Source organism: Alcaligenes sp., assembly GCF_050255915.1.
Lineage (GTDB): Bacteria > Pseudomonadota > Gammaproteobacteria > Burkholderiales > Burkholderiaceae_B > Alcaligenes > Alcaligenes aquatilis.
In genome coordinates this window covers 81,429-104,569 of sequence record NZ_JBFWIQ010000006.1, presented here as the reverse complement: position 1 = coordinate 104,569, position 23,141 = coordinate 81,429, and the positions used below count along the sequence as shown (strand labels likewise).

The 23,141-nt window shown below is 57.2% G+C and carries 22 protein-coding genes; 3 read left to right on the top strand and 19 right to left on the bottom strand.

Annotated features, from left to right (window positions below; all coding sequences use genetic code 11):
• The first annotated feature begins 710 nt into the window (after positions 1–710).
• Positions 711–947 (top strand): hypothetical protein, encoded by a 237-nt coding sequence (locus AB7E06_RS09355; RefSeq protein WP_230018900.1) that lies wholly within the window; start codon positions 711–713, stop codon positions 945–947.
• Positions 948–1,272: 325 nt separating this feature from the next.
• Here AB7E06_RS09355 and AB7E06_RS09350 read toward each other — a convergent pair whose 3' ends face one another.
• The 13 genes from AB7E06_RS09350 to AB7E06_RS09290 form a co-directional block, all read right to left on the bottom strand.
• A complete protein-coding gene (locus AB7E06_RS09350; RefSeq protein WP_094195427.1) occupies positions 1,273–3,348 on the bottom strand; it encodes a UvrD-helicase domain-containing protein in 2,076 nt (691 codons plus the stop codon).
• Positions 3,349–3,687: 339 nt separating this feature from the next.
• Positions 3,688–5,781 (bottom strand): primosomal protein N', encoded by a 2,094-nt coding sequence (locus AB7E06_RS09345; protein WP_123050894.1) that lies wholly within the window; start codon positions 5,779–5,781, stop codon positions 3,688–3,690.
• Between the two features lie 285 nt (positions 5,782–6,066).
• Complete coding sequence (gene hemE / locus AB7E06_RS09340) at positions 6,067–7,143, bottom strand: uroporphyrinogen decarboxylase (RefSeq protein WP_094195425.1); 1,077 nt, start codon at positions 7,141–7,143, stop codon at positions 6,067–6,069.
• Positions 7,144–7,174: 31 nt separating this feature from the next.
• A complete protein-coding gene (locus tag AB7E06_RS09335; protein WP_094195424.1) occupies positions 7,175–7,978 on the bottom strand; it encodes a hypothetical protein in 804 nt (267 codons plus the stop codon).
• Positions 7,979–8,093: 115 nt separating this feature from the next.
• A complete protein-coding gene (locus AB7E06_RS09330) occupies positions 8,094–9,044 on the bottom strand; it encodes a helix-turn-helix domain-containing protein (protein ID WP_108728242.1) in 951 nt (316 codons plus the stop codon).
• 117 nt (positions 9,045–9,161) lie between these two features.
• Entirely contained in the window at positions 9,162–9,662 is a 501-nt protein-coding gene (locus AB7E06_RS09325) for a cytochrome C (protein ID WP_108728243.1), read from the bottom strand.
• A gap of 139 nt (positions 9,663–9,801) precedes the next feature.
• Entirely contained in the window at positions 9,802–10,353 is a 552-nt protein-coding gene (locus tag AB7E06_RS09320) for a methylamine dehydrogenase light chain (protein WP_108728244.1), read from the bottom strand.
• Entirely contained in the window at positions 10,337–10,978 is a 642-nt protein-coding gene (mauD, locus tag AB7E06_RS09315) for a methylamine dehydrogenase accessory protein MauD (protein ID WP_094195420.1), read from the bottom strand. Before mauD ends, AB7E06_RS09320 begins: the two co-directional genes overlap by 17 nt.
• 9 nt (positions 10,979–10,987) lie before the next feature.
• Positions 10,988–11,530 (bottom strand): MauE/DoxX family redox-associated membrane protein, encoded by a 543-nt coding sequence (locus AB7E06_RS09310; protein WP_094195419.1) that lies wholly within the window; start codon positions 11,528–11,530, stop codon positions 10,988–10,990.
• 1 nt (position 11,531) lies between these two features.
• The gene (locus tag AB7E06_RS09305; protein WP_321267510.1) at positions 11,532–12,704 is read right to left on the bottom strand and encodes an amine dehydrogenase large subunit; all 1,173 of its coding nucleotides are present in this window, start codon (positions 12,702–12,704) and stop codon (positions 11,532–11,534) included.
• Positions 12,705–12,735: 31 nt separating this feature from the next.
• Complete coding sequence (locus AB7E06_RS09300) at positions 12,736–13,608, bottom strand: transporter (protein ID WP_108728247.1); 873 nt, start codon at positions 13,606–13,608, stop codon at positions 12,736–12,738.
• 91 nt (positions 13,609–13,699) lie between these two features.
• A complete protein-coding gene (locus AB7E06_RS09295) occupies positions 13,700–15,190 on the bottom strand; it encodes an aldehyde dehydrogenase family protein (RefSeq protein WP_108728248.1) in 1,491 nt (496 codons plus the stop codon).
• Between the two features lie 125 nt (positions 15,191–15,315).
• Positions 15,316–15,873 carry a methylated-DNA--[protein]-cysteine S-methyltransferase gene (locus AB7E06_RS09290; protein ID WP_108728249.1) on the bottom strand — a complete coding sequence of 186 codons (558 nt, stop codon included), beginning with the start codon at positions 15,871–15,873 and terminating at the stop codon, positions 15,316–15,318.
• Between the two features lie 648 nt (positions 15,874–16,521).
• Here AB7E06_RS09290 and AB7E06_RS09285 point away from each other — a divergent pair.
• The gene (locus tag AB7E06_RS09285) at positions 16,522–16,680 is read left to right on the top strand and encodes a hypothetical protein (protein WP_427956513.1); all 159 of its coding nucleotides are present in this window, start codon (positions 16,522–16,524) and stop codon (positions 16,678–16,680) included.
• Between the two features lie 75 nt (positions 16,681–16,755).
• Here the strand turns inward: AB7E06_RS09285 and AB7E06_RS09280 are convergent, their stop codons facing one another.
• The 6 genes from AB7E06_RS09280 to AB7E06_RS09255 all read right to left on the bottom strand — a co-directional run bounded on the left by AB7E06_RS09280 (position 16,756) and on the right by AB7E06_RS09255 (position 21,969).
• A complete protein-coding gene (locus AB7E06_RS09280; protein ID WP_108728250.1) occupies positions 16,756–17,661 on the bottom strand; it encodes a dihydrodipicolinate synthase family protein in 906 nt (301 codons plus the stop codon).
• 14 nt (positions 17,662–17,675) lie between these two features.
• Positions 17,676–18,344, bottom strand: a complete 669-nt coding sequence (locus AB7E06_RS09275) for an amino acid ABC transporter permease (RefSeq protein WP_094195413.1) — start codon at positions 18,342–18,344, stop codon at positions 17,676–17,678.
• Positions 18,345–18,356: 12 nt separating this feature from the next.
• Entirely contained in the window at positions 18,357–19,028 is a 672-nt protein-coding gene (locus AB7E06_RS09270; RefSeq protein WP_108728251.1) for an amino acid ABC transporter permease, read from the bottom strand.
• Between the two features lie 8 nt (positions 19,029–19,036).
• Positions 19,037–19,768: an amino acid ABC transporter ATP-binding protein gene (locus AB7E06_RS09265; RefSeq protein WP_108728252.1), complete on the bottom strand. Its 732-nt coding sequence runs from the start codon at positions 19,766–19,768 to the stop codon at positions 19,037–19,039.
• 87 nt (positions 19,769–19,855) lie between these two features.
• A complete protein-coding gene (locus AB7E06_RS09260) occupies positions 19,856–20,815 on the bottom strand; it encodes a substrate-binding periplasmic protein (RefSeq protein ID WP_427956509.1) in 960 nt (319 codons plus the stop codon).
• 245 nt (positions 20,816–21,060) lie between these two features.
• A complete protein-coding gene (locus tag AB7E06_RS09255; RefSeq protein WP_094195409.1) occupies positions 21,061–21,969 on the bottom strand; it encodes a LysR substrate-binding domain-containing protein in 909 nt (302 codons plus the stop codon).
• A gap of 150 nt (positions 21,970–22,119) precedes the next feature.
• Here AB7E06_RS09255 and AB7E06_RS09250 point away from each other — a divergent pair, with 150 nt between their 5' ends.
• Entirely contained in the window at positions 22,120–23,133 is a 1,014-nt protein-coding gene (locus tag AB7E06_RS09250) for an ABC transporter substrate-binding protein (protein WP_094195408.1), read from the top strand.
• Positions 23,134–23,141: the final 8 nt, after the last annotated feature.

Below are 23,141 nucleotides of genomic sequence, written 5' to 3'. Positions count from 1 at the left end.
GCCTTTACAAGCTCTTATTCGCTATTGATCACTGCTGTCTGCTGTCTGCTGTCTGCTGTCTGCTGTCTGCTGCCTGCTGCCTGCTGCCTGCTGCCTGCTGTCTGCTGTCTGCTGTCTGCTGTCTGCTGTCTGCTGTCTGCTGTCTGCTGTCTGCTGTCTGCTGTCTGCTGTCTGCAACTAGCCTACGGGCAGTCCCTCCACAAGCACCAGCCTTTTTTCCAATACTGAGACACAGCCAACAAACAACCAGAACGATTGGCTACTGGCTACTGGCTTCCACCATTCTGAAGCCCTTGCTGGCGGGGGCGGGGTTGGAACATTCAGAGAGCTTGCCGCCGTCTGGGGCGGTCGTAGGGATGCAAGCACCTTGCTGTTTGAGTTCGGCGCTTGTGATTGGTCCGGCGGACCAATCACCGAACGAGTTCAAGGTGCGCCCTACGACGGGCTCAGACAAGGGTATCGGTGCGCAGCGCCGGCAAGCTTCCGCTCCGGCCCCGCCCCCGCCGGCAAGGGCTGCCGCAAGAAAGCCCCTCACCCTAAAACCCACTCCCCTAACCAACTGATTCCAAAAAACATTTCCCAAAATTCTAGGGTTTTCCCTTAAAAGCTACAAACCACCCCACGACCTAGGGTTTTCCCTTGTTTTTAAACTAGGGAAAACCCTATAATGAGGATTCGTAACTTAGACCTTCACCTTAAAGGGACAGCAAATGTCTACCATGACCACTTACTCGCACTACATCCACTGGAGTGATGCTGTTGAGCGTGGGGTAATGCAGCATGCCCTGGAAAATGGTGAATCCGTGTCTTTAACTAGACTGACCAAAGCAGCGGCCAAACAAGTTTCCAAAGCCGCAAACGTGGTGTTCAACTACATGGTCGCACTGACCCAGGCCTTGAACGAAGCCCGCATTCGCGATTCGCGCATGTCGGCCAGCTACTGGTAAGCCACGCATCACCGTCGTAACGCTCAAGCAAAACACCGCTTGATGTTGAAAAGCCTGCTAAATCAGCAGGCTTTTGTTTTTTCTGCGTTTGCCAGTGTTGTCGACTATGCACGTTGCTGCTCAAACTACAGCCTGAACCTACCAGGCATAAGCACCTCAAAGCCTATCCCCCCTCTCCCCAAGATCAAGATGGGTCTGTGCAATAGATGCTCATCATCCCCTAAGCATGCAGACATAGAAAAGGCCAGCAAAAGCTGGCTTGCAGGCTTGCGCGACTTAAGAGCATGAACAAAGCCCCCAATCATCTGCAAGCCATGAAAACCGCTCAAGACTTGTTCAACAAGTTCTTCAGCATATCCAGCCGCTGCTTGGGACTTAAGGCCGCCTGCGCCGGATCCTCTTGAGCACCAGGGTCTTCGATCTTCATCTCATCAATAAAGCGCGACCGCTCCCGCACCAGGTTTTCGCGTGCGCGCCGGCGCTTCTTGCACCAGCTCAAGCGCAAGCTACGCTGAGCACGGGTAATACCCACGTACATCAAACGTCGTTCTTCCTGAATGCGCTGAGCCAGAATATCGGCCTCTTTATCCGGATCGATATCTTCGTCATCACGCCCGATGTGAGGCAGCAGCCCCTCTTCCACCCCCACCAAGAACACATGCGGATACTCCAGACCCTTGGAGGCATGAAGTGTGGACAATTTGACTGCATCCGGGTCTTCGTCCTCGCCACGCTCCAGCATGGTGATCAGGGCGACTCGCTGCACCAGATCATTCAAACTAAGCTCATCGTCCGCCGCTTTGGATTTCAGCCAGGTAATCAGCTCCAGCACGTTTTCCCAACGGGTCTGCGCGGGGCGTTCGTCGAACATATCGTAGAGATAGCGCTCGTAATCAATCGCCCGCAGCAGCTCATCCAGCAATTCGCTGACAGCCGTTTCATGCCCTTCCTGATCGCTTTCTACCCGATCCGCCCGTTGCTGGATGCGCCCTATAAACTGCGCAAAAACACGTAAAGGCTCCAACTGACGCTCGGGCAGGCGATCCGTCAGTGCAATCTGGGGCACAGCCGAGAACAGGGACAACTTCTGTTCTGCTGCAAACTGCCCCAACACCTGCAAGGTAGCCTGCCCAATACCACGCCTTGGCGTGGTGGCAGCACGAATAAATGCCGGATCATCATCATCGTTCGCAACGACACGCAAGTAAGACAGGATGTCGCGAATCTCGGCCTTGTCAAAAAAACTCTGCCCACCCGAGATGGTGTAGGGAATGCGAAGATTACGCAGGGCCTGCTCAAAAATACGGGCCTGATGGTTGCCCCGGTACAAAACAGCAAAGTCACGCCACTCGGCCTGACGCTCAAAGCGTTCTGCCGATATGCGCATGGCAACCGAGTCTGCCTCGTTTTGCTCATCGTCCGTCACATGAACCTGAATGGGCTCACCAAAACCCAGATCAGACCAGAGCTTTTTACCGAACACGACGGGGTTATTGCCAATAACGTTATTGGCGGCCTGCAAGATGCGCTGCACCGAGCGATAGTTCTGCTCCAGCTTGACGACTTTCAGGTCGGGATAATCTTTAGGCAACTGCGCCAGATTCTCCACGGTGGCACCCCGCCAGGCATAGATCGCCTGATCATCATCCCCCACCACCGTGAACATATTGCGCTGACCGGTAAGAGAACGCACCAGCTGATACTGACAAAGATTGGTGTCCTGATACTCGTCCACCAACAGATACTGCACCCGGCGCTGCCAGCGCTCGCGCACGTCCTGATTGTCCTGCATCAATTGCGCCGGCAAACGAATCAAGTCGTCAAAGTCCACCGACTGATAGGCAATCAGGGTCGCCGCATAATCACGGTAAATACGCGCAGCTTCAATCTGGCTGGGCGAGTTCGCAGCACGCTCGGCCTCATCCGGCCCCATCAGGGCATTTTTCCACAAGGAAATCTCTTGCTGCACGGATCTCAGGCGCCCCTTATCCGTGGTGGCCAGCAACTCCTGAATGATTGCCAACGCATCGTTGGAGTCCAAAATGGAAAAGCGCGGCTTCAAACCCACGTGCTGGGCTTCCTCGCGCAACATGCGCAAGCCCAGAGAGTGGAAGGTGCTGACAGTCAGCCCTCGCAGCAGCTTGGGGTCCACCAAGGCGCGAATCCGCTCGTTCATTTCACGCGCAGCTTTATTGGTGAAGGTCAACGCGACCACTTGCCGCCCCGTGTATCCGCATTCGCGCAGCAAATAGGCGATTTTCTGCGTGATCACGCGTGTCTTGCCACTGCCCGCTCCGGCCAATACCAGACAGGGGCCGTCCATATACAACACAGCCTGACGCTGCATGGCGTTCAGGTCAGTGGGGACGGTATGGCCTGGTGTAGTGACGGAGGTGGACATGGTGAAATCAGTGAATACTAGGCAAGAAAACGAGGTTCAACGCCAAACAACCAGCAGAACTAAACGTGACATCCCGGCCAAGCCGAGTATGGTTTGATGACAAGCGAAAGGCCAACACAGAGATACAGCGGAAACGAGGTACAAGAGCATGACAGCGGCAGGGCAACAACATCGCGCCACAGCCTCATCGCTTCCTGCCTCTTGGCTCATCGCTGCATAGCTGCATAGCTGCATAGCTGCATAGCTGCATAGCTGCATAGCTGCATAGCGCACAAGGATACACCCTGCGGTACCCAAGCTACTCCTACCGCCTCTGCACGCACATGAGCCTGTGGAATTTTAGATCTCGAGGGGGTCGACCTCGATCGTAATACGCACTTTATGCTGCTTGGCCAACTGCGCGACCTGCGGCCCCCAGTATCGTACAAAGGCCTGCAAGGCCGGGCGATGAGCGCTTTCCAACAACAGTTGAGCGCGCTCGACTTTGGCAACGCGCAACACGCGTAAAGGCACAGGATCGTACAGGAAAACCTGATCCGCGCCTGGAAATTCGTTCGGATAGTCTTCGGGCAAGCGTCGTGCCTGCGTCAGCAAGCGAATGGCATCGGCCAACTGCGGCGCTTCGGCCGACAGCAGCACTTGATAAGCAAAAGGCGGCAAACCCACCGACTCGCGCTCGTTCAAGGCGCTTTGAGCAAAGCCAATGTAATCGTGTTTGATCAGACTTTGATAAACAGCCTGCTCCGGGTAGCCCGTCTGGATGATGACATCCGCCCCTTCAGTATGACGGCCTGCTCGGCCTGCCACCTGCATCAGTTGCGCAAACAAGCGCTCGGGCGCACGGAAATCATGGGCAAACAAGGTGGCATCTGCATTCAACACGCCGACAACGCTCAAGCGCGTAAAGTCATGGCCTTTGGCCACCATCTGGGTACCCACCATGATATCCACTTCACCTGCATGAACCTGCTCGAACAATTGCTGCGCACTGCCCTTCAAGCGGGTGCTGTCCGCATCAATACGCACCAGGCGAGCATTCGGAAACCGCTCACCCAAAAACTCTTCAATCCGCTGCGTACCCCGGCCCATGGGCTGCAGGTCCTGATCGCCACAATCCGGGCAAGCACGCGGCACAGGCGCTTGATAACCACAGTGATGACACTGCAAATTATGCTTGAAGCCATTTTGCCTATGCAGCACGGTGTAAACCGTGCAGCGCGGACATTGGGACAGCCAGCCGCAAGAGGCACAATGCAGCACAGGCGCGTAGCCACGTCGGTTAATAAAAACCAGCGACTGCTCGCCCCGATCCAGACACGCTTCCAGCGCATCCAGCAGTTGAGGAGAAAAACCCGAATCCAGCCGCAAATGACGGGTGTCGACCAGGCGCACTCGCGGCAAAGAGACCTCGCGGGCACGTTTGGGCAGGCTCAGCAGGCTATAGCGCCCTTGCCGGGCATGATTCCAGCTTTCCAGCGAAGGTGTGGCGGAGCCCAGCACCACCGGCACTTTCAGATCGTAGCCACGCCACACGGCCAGATCCCGAGCGGAGTAGCGCAAGCCATCTTGCTGCTTGTAAGAGGCATCGTGTTCCTCGTCCACAATAATCAGGCCCAGCTCGGGCATGGGCGTGAAGATGGACAGCCGTGTTCCCAGCAAAATGCGAGCCTGACCACTATTGACGCGCAGCCAGGAGCGCAGCCGCTCGCCTTCAGACAAGCCACTGTGCAGGACAGCCAGCACATCACCAGGCAGCACGCGCGCCAATCGTGCCCGCAAGACCTGCTCGAACTGAGGCGTCAGATTGATTTCGGGCACCATGAACAAAACCTGCCGACCAGCGGCCAACACGTGTTCCAGCACCCGCATATAGACTTCGGTTTTCCCGCTACCCGTTACGCCATGCAGCAATAGGCAGCTACCGGGTTTGGCCGCCACAATGCCATCGACCGCAGCCTGCTGTTCGGCATTGAGCACAGGCAGGACATCGCTGTCCACCGGCTCCACCTTCTTTTCCTTGCGCTTGGCCATGCGCAGTACCGGACCACCTGCGGAACGCTTGCCCAGATAGGCAGAAGGTTTACGCAAGGGCCCCGGCAAGGACGGCATCATGACCTCGCCCAAGGGACGGTGGTAATAGGTGGACGCAAAGCGCGCCATCCGCAACCAGTCTTCCGGAAAAGGAGGCAAGTCATCCAGCAGTTGATCAATCGACTTGACCTGCTCGGGCGGGTAGGAAGGTTGTTCCGGCAAGGCCACCACCACCCCTATCATCTGCCGCCGCCCAAAATGCACAATGACCCGCTGTCCGACCAGAACAGGTTCGTGGTGCTGATAATCAAACACCCCATCCAGGGGGACGTCCAAAGCCACATGCAGCCAGAAAGGTCCGGTGCTTGCCGATGCAGAAATAGCGTCAGGAGTGGCGGTCATGGATGGCGATTCGCAAAAGGGCTGGCCTGGCTGAAAGCCTGATAAGTCAAGAGCTTAGCGGCCTGTGGATAACTTTGGGGAAAATGACATGAACAAAAAACACAAAGAAGCAAGCACAGATACAATTTAATTTTCAATGCCTCTGAAACAAGAATAAAACTCAGAGAAATCAAATAATTAAAACCGGCTATTAAAATTAAACCTTAAATATAAAGACCACAAACTTCTACCCATCTGTGTGCATAACTTTGCGCACAAGCTGCCATAGCCCGTGCGCAAAAACAATCAAACGCTGTGGTGACGACGGCTGTAGGAATGCACTTCATCGACCAGAATGCCTACGGCTTCCGGATCAGTGAAACGCGAAATACCGTGACCGAAGTTGAACACGTGACCGCCCTGACCCACGGGGCCAAAGTCGTCGATAACGCGGCGGGCTTCACGACGGATGGCCTCTTCGCCACCAAACATGGTCATGGGGTCCAGATTGCCTTGCAGGGCCAGCTTGTCACCGATACGCGTGCGTGCACGGGACAGGTTTACCGTCCAGTCCACACCCATGGCATCAGCACCACAGCCCGCGATATCTTCCAGCCACATGCCGCCACCCTTGGTAAAGACAATGACAGGGACACGCTTGCCGTCATGCTCGCGAATCAGGCCATCAACCACTTTACGGGTGTAGGCCAGGGAGAATTCCTGGAACAGGGAATCGGACAGTACACCACCCCAGCTATCGAACAACATGACCGCCTGTGCACCGGCACGAATCTGGTTGTTCAGGTATTCGCAGGTGGTTTGGGCATTGATTTCCAGCATGCGGTGCATCAGGTCTGGACGCTGATACATCATGCTTTTCACCAAGCGGTAATCGTCCGAACCTTGACCTTCGACCATATAGCAGGCGATGGTCCAGGGGCTGCCGGCAAAGCCGATCAGCGGTACTTTGCCGTCCAGTTCCTTGCGGATCAGCGAGACAGCGTCGAACACGTATTGCAGCTTGGACATGTCCGGCGCTTGCAGCGCCATGACATCGGCCTCGTTGCGTACAGGGCGGGCAAAACGCGGGCCTTCACCCGCCACGAAATCCAGACCCAGACCCATGGCATGCGGTACGGTCAGGATGTCCGAGAACAGAATAGCCGCATCCAGATCGAAACGACGCAGGGGCTGTAAGGTGACTTCACACGCAAATTCGGGATTCTGAGCCAGTTGCATGAAAGAGCCAGCCTGGGCTCGAGTGGCATTGTATTCAGGCAAATAACGCCCGGCCTGACGCATCAGCCAGATGGGGGTGTAAGGCACCGGTTCGCGCAACAGCGAACGCAGGAAAACATCGTTTTTTAATTGAGGTAAAGACACGGCAATCCCTATTGAAAAATGCCTGTTAATTTTAACCATCGTGTTCGTCGTCTGGGTTTGACGCGGATCGAAAGCGCGCTGCATCGATATGGTGTTTGCGCATCAGTGCCCAGAAAGCACGCCGGTGCTTTTGTGCGGAGCGGGCCGCCATGGCGATATTGCCGCTATGGCGATCAAGGGCGGCATGGATATAAGCCTGCTCGAAGCGGGCCACGATCCGTCCCTTGGCAACTTTGAAAGATTCCTGGCTGCTGGCGTAGCGCGAGGCTACCGCAGCGGCATAGGCTTCCAGCGTTGTCCCCTCCTGTTGCAAGATCGTTTGCGACAGGCGCTGCTCCGTTGGGCCGGGATGCAGGACCAGATCCTGGTTTTCCTGCACCCTATAGTGTATCCGACCGGACAGCCCCGGTTCATTCAAAGCGTGGGAGGCCGTCTGCAAACGATGCCGATTGATGCGGGCACGCAAATCGTCCAGGCACAAAGGCTCACGGACATAGTCGGCCAGCCCCAGTTCCAGAAGGTCTGTCAGGGCGGCGGCTTTGATGGCGGCACGTACCAGACCAAAGACCGGCACCGGCAAATGGCCCTGGGCCGCCGACAGAGCACGACGCACCTGAATCAGGGTAGAGGCCTCAACGGGAATCAGACAGGCGTCAAACCGCAGCAGCAAGGCAGCCGAACGGCGCAAAAACAAATAGTCCTGATCGGCATGGGCAGGCGGCGGAGCCTGCAAGGCGTGCAGTTGCAAACGCTCGCACGGCGGGATGATGGCCAGCACGTTCTGGGCCCATGTTGGCTGGGCATGCAGCAAAGCGCAATCGAGGTGGAGACGCATAAGACTATCCTTGAGAAGCTAGGCGGGCCACACCGGCCGCCCCAGAATCATGAGCTTCTAGGATAGGAATCCGAGCGGTTTGCGATAAGTCGGATTTGCGTCTACGTAGCTGTACTTAATCGCCCAAAAGGCGGCTGCGACGCCATTCACTGGGTGATACGCCATAGCGTCGGCGAAAGGCGTGGCTGAACACGGCCGCATCGGAAAACCCCATTTGCCAGGCCAATTCACTGATCTGCCGGCCAGGTTTGCCATCGACCAGCAATTGACAGGCGCGCTCCAGGCGGGCGGCCATGATGTAGTCGGCGGGGGCTTGTCCGCACAGCTCGAACAGCTTATAGAGATAGCGGCGTGAAATACGAAACTGCAATGCCAGGGACTGTGCATTCAAACCGGTATCACCCAGATGATCCTGTACGTATTGCTGAATTTGCAGCAGTTGCCCACGCCGCACTTCGTCCAGGGCCGACTCGGTCGTCACCGGACGGCCATCGGCCAGACTCAACGCCATCATGCGAATGACGGTTTGGGACAGTTCGCTCAAGGCCGAGGGCGACAAGTGCCCGCGTTCCTGCAAGCCCAGACGCAGCATGTCCATGGCAATCCGGGCCGGACCGGTGGTGGCCGAGAACGACCGGGCTACGGCATCGCTTAACCAAGGCAGCCAAGGCAGCAGGCGCTCTTCCTCGAACTGCAAGACCAGAAAATGGGATTGATCCTGCACGGCTACTTCGTAAGGGCGGGTGGTGTCATAAATGCCCCACTGCCCAGCCTGCAAAATGCTGCTGCGATTGTTCTGCTCAATCTGGCTACTGCCACTGATTTGCAAGGTGACCTTGTACAGCGCCTGCTCGGAACGGTTGGCCAGGGCCTGGGTGCGGCGCACACGCTGCGCGCTGGTACACAGCTCCATCACATCGACCGAACCCATGCGGTCGGTTGCTGCCCGGTTAGAGAAGCCACGGCGCGAGTCCGGCTGGACTTCCAAGGGCACGAAGTACGCACACACCACTTCCTGCCAAGCAGCCAGGCTCTTGAAAGAAGCAGAGGGAGTGCGCAATAACATAGACATTGCCTGAGGGGCCCTTGCGGCCAACGCTATTGATCGGGGTAAGGAGCAGGATATGCCCCTTTTCTTATAGCCCTAAAAAATTCAAGCGTCTACGGTCGTTAACCCGCTATCTCAGCGCTCCATGGAGCCATACAGATAAGGAGCGGGCTCCAAACCCATGCTGTTCATCTTGACGGTTAACGCTGTACGCGCCTTGAGCACATCATCAAAACGGTGATGACGTGCCGCCCCTACCTCAGCCGAGGTAAAGGGCCGGTAATCGGGTGTCATTTCTTCGGGGCTGAATTTGGCCACAATCCAGTTCAGCACACGAGCCAGATCCGCATTATCCAGTTGCGACTGTGCAGCACCGGGAACCCGAATCATATAGTCCCGTCCCGCCGGCAAGCGGGTAAACAAGCCAATGGACTGGTTGAAGTCGGGGATTCCACGCTGCGTCAGGCCCTGACCATCGTAGCGATGGCAGCCAGCACATTGCAGCATATAGTCTTTAAAAGCCTGGGAGCTTTGCAAGTAGTCGCCCGTTCCGGTCATCTCTTCCTGGGCATGGGCCCAAGGCGTCAACGCCAGCAGTACGACGCCCAAACAGGCCAGGCGCAAAGATGTCCACACAGTGATGCCTCCTTAAGTGACCGGACGCCATCCTGGCCGCCCGGCACCTTATTCCAACCCTGAGGTCTGCCAAGAAGGAAGAGAACTGACATCCAATGGGCCGTTCTTCCCGCAACCCTGACAGCCTTGCGAGCCGTTTTTAGTTTTTAGCCAAACCCACCAATACCGACGTCGTGCAGTGGAAGGTACTGTTCTCGTTCGCCATGCACCAGTTCACATCATTGTGCAGGAAGAACTCGTAACCAGGACGCTCACGAGTCTGCGTATTGCACTGGCAGCGGCCGCAAGCGGTCTTGCCGCAGCAGTCGTGATAGCTGATCAAGTAGTCCTTTCCATCATGCGGGTTATGGCAAGTGCCAATCCACGAGATGGGCGACGGCGTCGAGCCCGGAGGGCACGTCGTGGTGGTGCCGCCGCAGCAAGAGCACAGGAAGCCGTCCACCGCGCAGTGACGCCAGTAGTCGCAGGAGTTCACCTCGTCTTCACTGGCCAGATCGGGATTCAGACTGATGTGATCGGCACCACTACTGCTGCTGCCACCACCACCGGCAGCGCGAGCCACGGGCAATACGGGCAGCACAAAGGCCGAACCGACCATTAGTTTACCCACCGAGCGCAGCACGCTGCGACGCGAAGTCTTGTGGGCCACAGAACGGGAGAGGCTCTCCCCAAATTTATCCAGCCAACGCATTGACGTTCTCCTTTCGTGATACCTGCACTTGCTTCATGCCCGAGTCACCGGCCAAGTATTCCTGCGCCGACGCAACACCCAGGTCTTTAGCGGTAAACAGGCTTTCGAGCTGTTCACGCGAATTGACCAGACCCTTGCCGCGCACGATGCCGTTCTCGTCGATCAACACGGCATAAGGCAGTTTGCTGATCTGAAAACCCATGCCCAATTGCGTGGACAGGACGTAGGGGAAGCTGTCCAGTTGTGCTTTCTGGTAGAAAGCCAGATGCTCGGGCATCTCGCCATCACTGGCCAGCACAATATCGACCCACTGACCTTCCGCGCCCTGAATAGACTTCAAAATAGGCAAAAGCTTCTTGCACACCGGGCAGGTAGGCGACATGAAGAAAATCAACTGGCTACGCGGGCCAGCCACCCCTACGGTAAGGGCACGACCACGCAGGTCTTGCAGTTCCATGACGGGTGCGGCATCACCCACTTGCGGGCCTTTGTCCATGGTCAGGGCACCCATGGGGGCAACCCGTTCGTACAACACGCCAATCTGGCGCGACAGGGCAAGTACCAGCACCACCAGGGCCAGTACGATTACCCATAAAATGACGTTGGAAATCAGTAAAGCGGTCATTGAGGTCTCCTAAGAATTCTGCATTTTCTGGAATTTCAGATGGGATTCGATCAGTTGGTTAGCCGCGTAGTACAGGCCCAGCAAGGCCAAGGTGGCACCAAAAAAGGTCAAACCATCCACCCAGACCAGTTCGCGGGCACTGCTGATAGCCCAGTCACCGCTGGCCACGGCCAACGCAGCCAGCAAAGCATTGCGAGCCACCAGCCACCAGGACAAACCACCGGAGGACTCACCCAACCCCGAGCAACCGCAATCGACATCGCGGCGGCCGCGCAGCAGGTTCATCACAATGCCACTGGTGGCGACCAATAGGACGCACAGGGCCAGAATCGCCCCTAGCGAACGGCTGGCTGGCCACAGCAGCAAAGGCGCACTCAAGGCCTCGGCAGCGACAAACAGCACACTGAATGGTCGTAACACCATTTCCGGCAGCAATCGATAACCGCCAACGGCTGCCTCGAACAGGCTGAAGTGACGCAATTTATCCAGCGCCCCCAGCCCCATCAGCACGGCCAAGCAAGCCAGGCTGGCATAAGTCAGGACCGGGTCCATATCAGACACCCCCAACTGGGTGAAACTGAACTTGCAAGGACGCTTCTGCCGCACCTTCGATCGTGCGCAGCAACTTGGGTTCAGGCTGGCTGATGTCGTAGACGTTCACATTGCCACCGTCCAGCGTCAGCAACAGATTGCGTTGCTGATCAATGGTCATGGACAAGGCATCACGTCCGGGTATACGGGCTAGGCGTTTTTTAGTCTTGGTATCCATGACCCAGATTTCGGCCGCAGGGAACTTGTGCGTGCCCTCTTTGCCATCCGGGTGCATGAACACGTACATACGGCCACTGGCACGATGCAGACCCACCAGGTTGTAGCCACCGGGCACCCAGTTCTTGGCCTTGTCCTCGTCATTTAACATGGACCAGGGACCATCCACCTTGACCTCGTCACTGCTGAAATCCGCACTGTAGACATTGCCGTAGTAGGACACGAAGTACGCCTTGTCCTTATCCAGAGCGGGCGCGATAAAAATCGGGTCGTCCTTCACAGAGAACATCTGCTTGCTGCGCGACTGGCTGGCCACCTTGCCGTCCTCGCCCAGATTGATCGTCAACAGGCCACCATCACCACAAATGGTCATGAAGCTGCGTGGACGGTTGGGCTGAGGGATCACGCTCCAGCAACCGGCTGCGGCGGTGACGTCTTCCACATAATCGCCCTTGGCCACGTCCACAATCCCGATAGAAGTCGCCGGCGAGGCGTTTTGCAGCACGATGAACTTGCCGTCCGTGGTCTGACGGAACAGGCCATCGTAGTTCAGACCTTGAACACGCTTGGGTGGCAAGGAAATTTCTTTTTCAAAGGTCAGCTTGTCGGCATCCCACACTTCCACCACGTCCGAGCGCTTTCCACGCGTAATGCGCTCGTGGTAGGTGGTCATGGTGTAGATTTTCTTGCCGTCGTTAGACAACTGCACGTGGCCGTTAAAGGCCGTGGGCACCATGCCCAGGAACTTGCCGTTGGTGTAGTCATAAACGTGTACACGGCTTTCGGTCAGGTGGTTGAACACCGAGTCCATGACATAGATGCGGTTTTCCTGGGGGGCAGACACGCTGTGCCCGCCAGTCAGGACCTCGCGCGGTTTATCCTGGGCTTGTGCTCCACCGGCCAGCACCATCAGCCCCAACATGGCGGCGGCGGTCGTTAATGTAAATTTAGACTTCATTGGATGTCTCTCCTCATGGGCGTCCACGCGGTCAGAACGCATAGGCATAACGGAATTGCAGGCCGCGCATGCGCGGGCCATTTTCGACTTTCAAATCATGGATGTACTGCAATTGCACCTGGTGAGCGTCAGTCAACTGGTGCGTGATCTCGGCGGCCAATTGATGGTTACGCGCCCGCGTCACCGTGGTTTGACCATTGACCCGCTCGCGCCCGCCCGTTTCGTAGCGATAGCGCATACCTACATACGTCTTTTCAGTCAGGTTGGTGGACACCAGGGCCATCAGACGAATTGCCGTGTCTTTTTTCAGGGTCTGACCGTAGTAGTTCTTGTTATTGCCAAAGAACTCGAACTCCGCCACACCTTCCACAAAAGAGGACTCGCCAAAGCCTTTCACAATCGCGAAGTCCTGAATCGTGCTCCAGCGGTTCTTGCCAGCAGACACATCCGCGTGCGAGCCGTGGTAGCGACCCGTCGGTGCAGTGATGAAAGGCTCCCAGGCAAACCAGAAACGGTTTTCCGGATCGTTGTGCAGCCACACGGCAGCACCGGCAGTCACATCACCCATCCCTGTCATGCGATCACGGTCTTGCCCTGGAACATCCAGCGTGGTGCGAAAGCCGGGCACGATCAGTTCGTACTGCACCGTTTTTCCGGCCAGCTCACGAAAGTGCATCTGGCGGTAAACCATGCCTTGCACATTCAGCTTGGGGCTATCGCCAATGCGTGAACCCTGATCATAAAAACCATGCGACTTCAGGCCCATCATGTAGACGGCCACGATATTGGTGCCCACCGGAGCAGGTATCCAATCCCGGGCACTGGGGTCGCCCGCATGGGCCAGTCCGGCACTGACGCCGCTCAAAGCCAAGGCCAGCGCGGTTCGCTGCAAAATTGCATACATTATTGTTGTCTCCTCAAAGAGGCGCGAACGGTATCGTTATTGTGTTCGCGCCCTTGTACTGAACCTGATCAAGTCCTTGATCAGGTTCTTACTAGGCTGCCGGATAGGCCATGCAGACCGATTTGGTCTCCAGGTAAGCCTCTACCGCCGCACGCCCGTGTTCCCGACCCAGGCCAGACTGCTTGTAGCCACCAAAGGGCATGCTGGGGTCCAGCATGTTGTGGGTGTTGACCCACACCGTGCCCGCCTTGATACCGGCGGTCAGACGTTGCACCCGGGCCAGGTCCTGACTCCAGACGCTGGCACCCAGGCCAAAGTCTGTATCGTTGGCCAATGCCAATGCCTGCGCCTCGGTGTCAAACGGGGTCGCCACCACCACAGGGCCAAAGATTTCTTCACGCATGATGCGGGCATCGGGTGCCACGTCGGCAAACACGGTGGGACGTACGAAGTAGCCCTGCTCGGGGCGTACGCCCTCGCCTGCCAACATGCGCCCGCCTTGCTGGCGACCCGCCTCAATGTAGTTCTGCACACGCTGCTGATGACGGGCGGAAATCAACGGAGCAATCTGGGTGGACTGCTCAAAGCCCGAGCCCAGAGTCATGGAAGAAGCCAGATCGGCTACGCCCTGCACCACGCGCTCGTAAATGCCTTTTTGGACAAACAGACGCGAACCGGCGGTACACACCTGACCCTGGTTAAAGAAGATGGCGTTGGCCGCACCTTGAATGGCCATGTCCACATCGCAATCGTCCATGATGACCACGGGGGACTTGCCGCCCAGCTCCAGAGACATACGCTTCATATCGTTGATGGCTTGATGGCCAATCAACTTGCCCACTTCCGTGGAGCCGGTAAAGGAAATCTTGTTCACGTCGGGGTGAGCCGTCAACGCCGCACCCGTGCTTTCGCCACGGCCCGTGATCACGTTGATCACACCGGCGGGGAAACCGGCTTCCAGAGCCAGTTCGGCCAGACGAATGGCGGTCAGCGGAGTCTCTTCAGCAGGCTTCAGAACCACGGTGCAACCCGCTGCCATGGCAGGGGCGATTTTCCACACGGCCATCAGCAGCGGGAAGTTCCAGGGCACGATGGCGCCAACCACACCCACAGGCTCTTGACGGGTGTAAGCGTGGTAATTGATGCCGGGAGGAAAAGCGATCGAGGGCGACAGCAGTTCACCGCTGATCTTGGTTGCCCAGCCAGCCATGTAACGCAGCCATTGCGCGCTGGCGGCCACTTCCAGACCGTAGGAGAAGAACAGCAGTTTGCCGTTGTTCAGGGTTTCCAAACGAGCCAGCTCGTCGGCGTTGGCTTCGACCAGATCGGCCAAACGCAACAGCAGGCGCTCGCGTTGGGCGGGCAGCATCTTGCCCCATTCGCCCTGTTCCAAAGCCTGGCGGGCAGCACGAACAGCAAGATCTACGCCTTGAGTACCGGCCTCGGGCTGGTGCGCAATCACCTGTCCCGTTGCGGGATCGTAGACGGGAATGGTGGGTCCTTGAGAATCACTGACGGGCTTGCCGTCAATAATCATGTGTTCGCGAATCGCGTTGCGCTCGGGTTGTACGTCTTGCCCCATAGTCTGTCTCCACACGGAATAGTTGATTCTTAACGAATCCAGTATAGGGACGAGGACAAGCCCGGACTTGTGATTCTGTGCACGGGGGCTTGTTGATTTGGGTACGGAGTGGACCCTGGCCTGCGCTAGAACAAATCCAACTGGGCGGGCATGCTCAGTTGAAAGTCTGCCTCACCGGTCAAATACACGCGGCGCTCAAAGTCCAGCAAGCTGGCTTTGCGGTGCAGGCCGGAGCTAAAGCCGGTCAACATGCCATTGGCACCCTGCACACGATGGCAAGGCACGATGATACTGATGGGGTTCAGGCCGCAAGCCTGGCCTACGGCACGCACCGCTTTGGGGCGGTCCAGATGTTCGGCCATTTGCCCGTAAGTCCAGGTTTGGCCGTAGGGAATCGTCAGCAAGGCCTGCCAGACCTGTTGCTGAAACTCGGTGCCTTGCAGGCTGAAGGGCAGATCAAACTGCTGCCGCTTGCCGGCAAAATACGCGTCCAACTGTTCCTGCACAGGTTCGGCCAACGCCGGTTCAGGGATCAAGCCGGCCAGTTGCTCGGGCGTCAGGCCATGCACAGTCTCTTCCTCGAAGTCCAGGCGCAGCAAAGCACCTTGAGCATCGACCAGCAAACGCATCACCCCTAAAGGCGTATCAAAGCAGGCAGTACGCAGCCCGACATAAGCAAACATGGCAATCCCGATCCAAGGGCAGAATGCTTGATCATACTGCGCGACTCTAGCCACTTCAAAAACCCTGGCAACACCCAGACAGCTTTGGCTCTAGCGTCAAAGACAAACGACAAACTCCAGATTACGCACGACAGCTTGTTGAGCGGGATATTCCGAGCAAGGTTCATGCTCCCACAAAGCATCAGACACTCAATAGCTAGTAATTCGCTCCTGCTTTTGTCTCTCCCCACACCCACCGCTAACGGTTGAAAGCGACGACCCACACGCAAACCTCGCCCCCCTCAAGTCCCTCACGCCGCGACAGCAGCCCAAAGAGCCGCACCGCCAGACCCCAGAAGGAGGAAGGGCTCATATTGATAATCATTGTGAGCCGGTCTGGGCCGGGGGGCCGTCCTCTGGGCGATTCAGGCTTCTTGCCGCAGGCGGGCTTGCTATTCGGGGTACAAGCGCCCTGCTGTTTGAGCGAAATGCTTGTGCTTTGTCCTGCGGACAAGGCACTTTCGCGAGTTCAGGGCGCGCCCGAATAGCAAGCCTGACAAGGGCACCGGTGCGCAGCACCGGCAAGAAGCCAAGCCCGGAGGACGGCCCCCCGGCCCAGACCGGCGTTTTCACGAGGCACTATCTAAACATGCAGCCTCTTCGCACTCCTTGTCCCCTTTTCTCGCAAATCTCCTGCTCCGGACACAGCTCCGCTCTACAAGGGCCAAAGAAGAAGAAGAAGAAGACGAAGAAGAAGAAGACGAAGAAGAAGAAGAAGAAGAAGAAGAAGAAGAAGAAGAAGAAGAAGAAGCAAAAAAAACCGGGTAAACAACGCCGGGTCCCCCAGACGCTACTTACCCGGCAAATCCAACAAATGCAGCAATTACTCAAGAACAGCAAGGTTTAAACGGTTTGCACGCCCTTGACGGACAAATCCAGGCCCACGCGGCGTACCACGGCCTCGAACTCGTCACGGCTGATGTGATCCAGCGCCGTGGCCGGATCGCGGGTAGCGTCGCAGGCGATGATGCCACGACGCATATAGGAATATTTGCGCAACGCCAGCGCCACCAAGGGCTGGAATTCGTAGCGAATCAGCGAGCAATAACGGTCAAAGACACGGGCGGCTTCTTCTTGATCGCCCTGGCGATGCAGCTCATACACTTTCAACAGAATTTCCGGGAAGGAAAAGCCGGTAACCACACCATCGGCCCCCCGTTGCAGTTCCTCCAGAAAATGCATGCCGCCCAGGCCACTCAAGATAGGCAGTGCATCACCGGACAAGCCACGCACGGCGGTAATTTTCTGACCAACAGGCGGATCTTCAGAGTTCAACATGGACACCCCCGCCTCGCCTTTCAGGCGCACGGCCAAGGCGGGGCTGATACGGGCGGCAAACAGTTCCGGGAAGTCATGAATCACCACCGGAATACGGATCACCTGCACGATCTGGCGGTAATAGGCCACCTGCATGTCCTCGTCGGCCCCGGCCAAGGGGGCCACAAAGATCGCATCCGCGCCCAGATCCTCGGCACTGCGAGCCTGTTCCACGGCGGCGGCTGTGCCCAGAGCACGCACGCCCACCCATACCGGCACCGCACCACGCACCGCAGCCACCACGGTTTCAATGACACGCCGGCGCTCGAAGGTGCTGAGCTTGTGCAGTTCACCCATTACCCCCAAAATCGCCAGTCCGTGAATACCGGCTTCCAGCTGGAAATTCACCAGACTGACCAGGCTTTGCAAATCCAGCTCGCCACCCGGCTTGAAGGGGGTGGGGCAAATGGAAAAGACACCTTTATTTTTCATAGTTACGCTTAGGCTCAACGTGGAATGACAAATGGCTTTTGCATACGCGAAATCATGCGTACCAAGGGCCACAGAAGAAGGAAGTAAATCAGCGCAGCAGCTATCAGCGGTGTCTGGCTGTAGGTCTCGCCCTGCATGATCTGGGCAGAACGCAACAGCTCGGGCAAGGCCACGGCCGAGGCAATCGAGGTCTGCTTGATGGCTTCCAACGTGTTGCTGGCCAGATCCGGAATCACATTGCGCACACCCTGGGGCACGACCACATAGGCCATGGCCTGACGGGCATTCAGGCCAGTCGAGCGTGCCGCCTCGTTCTGGCCGGGCGAGACCGACTCCAGCCCAGCGCGGAAAATCTCCGCAAAATAGCCACTGCTGTTGAGCACCAGCGCCAGCACCGTGGCGGAAAATTCATTCAAGGGCAGGCCCAGGAACGGCAGGCCGTAGTAAATGAAGATCAGCAACACCAAAGGCGGGAAGGCACGAAAGAAATCCACATACAGCAAGATCAATCGGTTCAGCCAGCGATGCCGCTGATAGTGCAGGCAAGCAATAATCAGGCCCAGCAACGCGGCCAGCGGCACAATAATGACGGCGAGCTTGACCGTCAGCCACAGGCCCTGCATCAGCAACGGCCAACTGGCGGCAAGAATGGTCGGATTCAGAAACGTATCGATCAGTTCCATAGCGCATCACTCCTACGACTTGATCGCATAGCGCCGTTCCAGCACCCTCGTCAGATGAACGAAGGGGAAGAAAATCAGGCAGAACAAAATGGCCCCGGCCGTAAAGGCGGTGGGGTTGGCGATGTTGGACTGGATGTTGCTGGACACATTCAGCAGCTCGGGCACGGCGATGACTGAACCCAGCGTGGTGCCTTTGGTAATCCCGATGGCACGATTGGTCAGCGGCGGAATCGCCAGGCGCACAGCCTGTGGCAAGATGATGGCAAACAGCGTCTGGCTGAAACCCATGCCGGTAGAGCGGCCCGCCTCCCATTGCCCTGTCGGCACCGCCGCAATGCCGGACCAGAAGATTTCTTCGGCAAAGGCAGACAGCACCAGGCTCAAGGCCAGCACGGTGGCCGGGATCGGTTCAATCACAATGCCTACTGAGGGCAAGGCAAAGAACACCAGCACAATAATGACCAACTGCGGAATCGCACGAAATACATCCACATACAGCGTCATCAGAATATTGACGGGACGCCAGCCATAGCAGCGCAGCACGGCCAGACCCAGGCCCAGAACGGTGCCCAGAATCACGGTCATCACAGCCATTTGCAGCGTGACCCAAAAGCCCTGCATGATCTCGGGCAAATGGGGGCTGATCAGCGTCCAGTTAAAGAAGTAATAAACAATCTGATCCATGGCCGACCTCAGTTCATGCGGCTCAGAAAATCCTGAATCCGCTTGTGACGCGGCTTACACAGAATTTCATCGGGGCTGCCCTGGTCCAGGATCACGCCCTGGTCCATGAACACAATACGGTCCCCCACTTCGCGGGCAAACTGCATCTCGTGCGTGACAATCACCATGGTCATGCCCGCATCGCGGGTACGTTTCATGACGTTCAACACTTCACCGACCAGTTCGGGGTCCAGGCCCGAGGTAGGCTCGTCAAACAGCATGACTTTGGGTTCCAGCGCCAGGGCGCGGGCAATGCCCACACGCTGCTGCTGGCCACCGGACAACTGGCTGGGATAGTGCTCGATACGTTCGGCCAGGCCCACTTGTTCCAGATGGTGGCGAGCCTGCTCTTCGGCCTGCGCCTTGGGGACTTTTTTCACCTTGCGCAGCGCGAGCATCACATTGCCCAGCGCCGTCATGTGCGGGTACAGGTGTATGCCTTGAAACACCATGCCTATGTTCTGACGCACCTGATTCAGGTCGGTGCGCGGACAAGTCACATCACTGTCTGCCACCACAATCGTGCCACTGGTAGGGGTCTCCAGACGGTTGATGCAGCGCAAGCAGGTACTTTTGCCCGAGCCCGAACCGCCAATCATCACCACGACTTCGCCGGTGCTGACGCTCAGGTCTATGCCTTTAAGAATTTCGGCTTGCCCAAACGACTTGCGCAAGCCCTGGATGCGGACAATTTCACTCATGGTCGCTCCTTGACCGCCTGCCCGACGGGCAGGCGGGGACCGGCCCCTGCAGGGCCGTATAGCTAGAGAAACAGCGCGATGGCGCTATTAAGGACGGGAGCAGTCGGGGGTGTGCTCGGTGGGCTCGTAACCAGGGTAGTCAGGCGCGCCATAACCGGGAAAAACGACTGTCATGGCGGTACCGGCATTGGGTTCCGTACCAAACCATTTCACATGCAGCTTCGATAGCGAGCCATCCTGCTTCATGCATTCCAGCACTTCATCTACACGGTTACGCAAGGCGGTGTCGTCTTTGCGAAAGGCAAAGGCATAGTTGGCCTCGGTGGTCATGTCGTAGACCGGGGCCAGGGCGGGGGTTTTTGTGGCGATATAGCGGGCCATAGGGGTGTCGGACATATTGGCAAAAGCACGACCAATGGCCACAGCCTGCACCGCATCCGTGTGCTTGTTAAAGCGCTGAATCTTGTAGCCGTACTTTTCCTGGTTCTCTTGCAACCAGCGGTCCGAGAAACTGCCGTTATTGACGGCAATGGTCTTGCCTTTCAGCTCTTCCAGCGCATTGACGGTGGCACCTTTTTTAGCCAGAAAGCTCAGGCCGCCTGCCATATACGGTTCGGCAAACAGCATTTGCTCGGCACGTTCCCGCGTGGTGTTGGTGGGGGCGGCCACCATGTCATAGCGGCTGGAAAACAAGCCTGCAAAAATAGCGGAAAACGGCGTATCGATGACCTCGACACCGTCATAACCCATGCGCTGGGCCACTTCCTGGGTCAGGTCGTTGGAAAAACCATCCATCTTGCCGTCGGTGCCACGCATGAAGAACGGCACCAGGCCCACGTCAGCCGCGACTTTGAACTTCTTACCCTGATTGGGATTGTCTGCATGTGCTGGCAGGCTCAAGGCCAGGCCAGCGGCCACGGCAGCCAGCATCAAGCCAGCCTTGCGTCCCAAACGGGCATGTCCCAGACGGGCACGTCCCAATCGGAACATATTGTGTTTGCGAGAAACAGCCGCAACCATCGCGGCGATAGTGTTTACGCCTTGCATAAGGTCTCCTTGCCATCATTTTCTGTTTGTAGTGCTTTAATTCTAGGGGTGGCAAAACCTTGATGTCATATGCTTTTTTATTAACTCTTCATAACACAGCGTTAAGCGAATTTCCGTGTCCCCTGTACACGGCGGACTCCACGAACACAGCTTGTTTTCCCGCCGGCCCGCCCTAAGGGTAAGTCCCCCCTTTGAAGAGGCAGTCAAACGACGGGACAGCGCGGGGGGCGGTATTGTTGAGTCACTCAGGCCCAGCCTGCCCGCATCCCTCGGGAGGCCGTGGAAATCACCACGTCCATGAAGTCGTGCGCCAATTGCGACACCGGCACGACATTGGAATGCAGCATGTGCAAGGGCATGGTGGTGCGCGGATTGATGGGGCGTACCACCACATCTGGCCAGACCCGGCCTGCCACGGCCAGTTCGTCCACAATCGCAATCCCGGCTCCGGCCTGCACCATGGCACAGGCAATATGCGTCAAACGCACTTCTACAGACAGTTGCGGCACACCCGGACGGTTACCAAATAGCTGCTGCACCATCTGCCCATAAGGCGTGTCATTGCCGTAACCAATCAAGTCCAGCCCTTCCAGATCGCTGGCATCCAGCTCCTGCTTGTCAGCCAAGGGATGACTGGCGGGCAACACCGCCACCAGATGGTTTTCGTAGATGGATTGGGCATGCAGGCTGGGATGGGTCAGCGGCACAATGGCCACGCCCACTTCGGCCTGTTGGGTGACCAAAGCCTGAACCAGATCACTGGAGATCAGGGTGCGCACATACACCTTCACATCCGGGAATGCTTTGCGAAAACGCGTCACCGCCATGGGGATCAAGGTTTGCCCCAGGCTGGGGCTGACAGCAATGTGCAAGCTGCCGTGGCGCTTTTCGATCAGGTCGGTCGCCACCTCGTTAACCCGCTGCACACTGTTATGGACTTGCTCCACTTCCTGATAGAGCCGACGCGCCTCTGGCGTGGGGTACAGACGTCCCTTGATGCGCTCGAACAGCACCAGACCAATGCGTGATTCCGTATAGGAAAGCAGGCGACTGATGGCCGGTTGCGATACGTTGAGCAACTGTGCCGCCTTGCTGATAGAACCGGTCAGCATGATGGCGCGAAAGACCTCGATTTGACGAAGATTGAGCAGCATCCCTTAACGTAGCCTTATGTTTCGAGCACAAATAAGCATAAGACATTTTGATTTGCCTATGTTTCAATTTTTTCAAGCTGCCATCCCGCTGCACCTTGATCGCAACGGGCCCAAAGAGCGGCTTCATAACTACGACACGGAGACAAAATCATGCAAACCCTGCTTGCGCGCACCCTTGCGGTGCTGGGCTTGGGACTGGCCGCCGCTGCGCCCACCGCCCACGCCGCTGACAACGTCCATCTAATGCTGGACTTCATCCCCACCGGCGACTATGCCCCCTACTATTCGGGCATTGCCAATGGGATTTACGACAAACACGGCATAGACCTGAAGATCACCCGAGGCACCGGTTCGGGCGATACCGTTCTGAAAGTAGCCGGTGGCGCTGCCGATATTGGCCTGGCCGATATTTCTGCCATTCTGACCTCGCGCCAGAACAGCCAGACTCCCGTCAAGGCCATTGCGTCCACCTTCTCGCACTCGGCCCACTCCCTGTTTGTGCTCAAGGACTCGGGCATCACCAACTTCTCCGGCCTGGAGGGCAAGAAAATTGCCGTCTCGCCCGGCAACAGCCACAAGCTTTACTTTCCAATGGTGGCACGCAAAGCCAATACCGACCCCGACAAGATCCAATGGGTGACGGTAGACGGCTCCTCTATGGCCCCCTTGCTGATCAACGGCAAAGTGGACGCCGCTCCCTTCCTGGCCACCAACTACTACTACCAGAACAAGCAGGCCAAGCGTTTTGGCAAGGAAATCGTGGTGCTGCCCTTTAGCGAGCAGGGTTTCAACATCTACGCCCTGTCCGTTTTCACCACCGACAAGACCTTGGCTGAACGCCCACAAATGGTGCAGAACTTCCTGAACGCCACCATCGAAGCCTGGGAAGCCGCCCGCAAGGATCCGGACGCCGCCTGCCAGGCCCACGTCAAGGCCAATCCAGAAATTGATCTGGATGACTGCATGGGCAACCTGAACGCCGTGCTGGGCTATATCTATACCGATTTCAGTGCTCAGCACGGGGTAGGCAGTCTGGAAGAAGGCCGCATGAAAACCACCTACGAGGCCGTTGTTGAAGCTCAGAGCCTGGACCCGGCCTGGGACTACCACCAAGCCTACGACCCGCAGTTCATCGTCAAAGCCAACGGCACAGCCAAGCCCTGAGCTGAGCT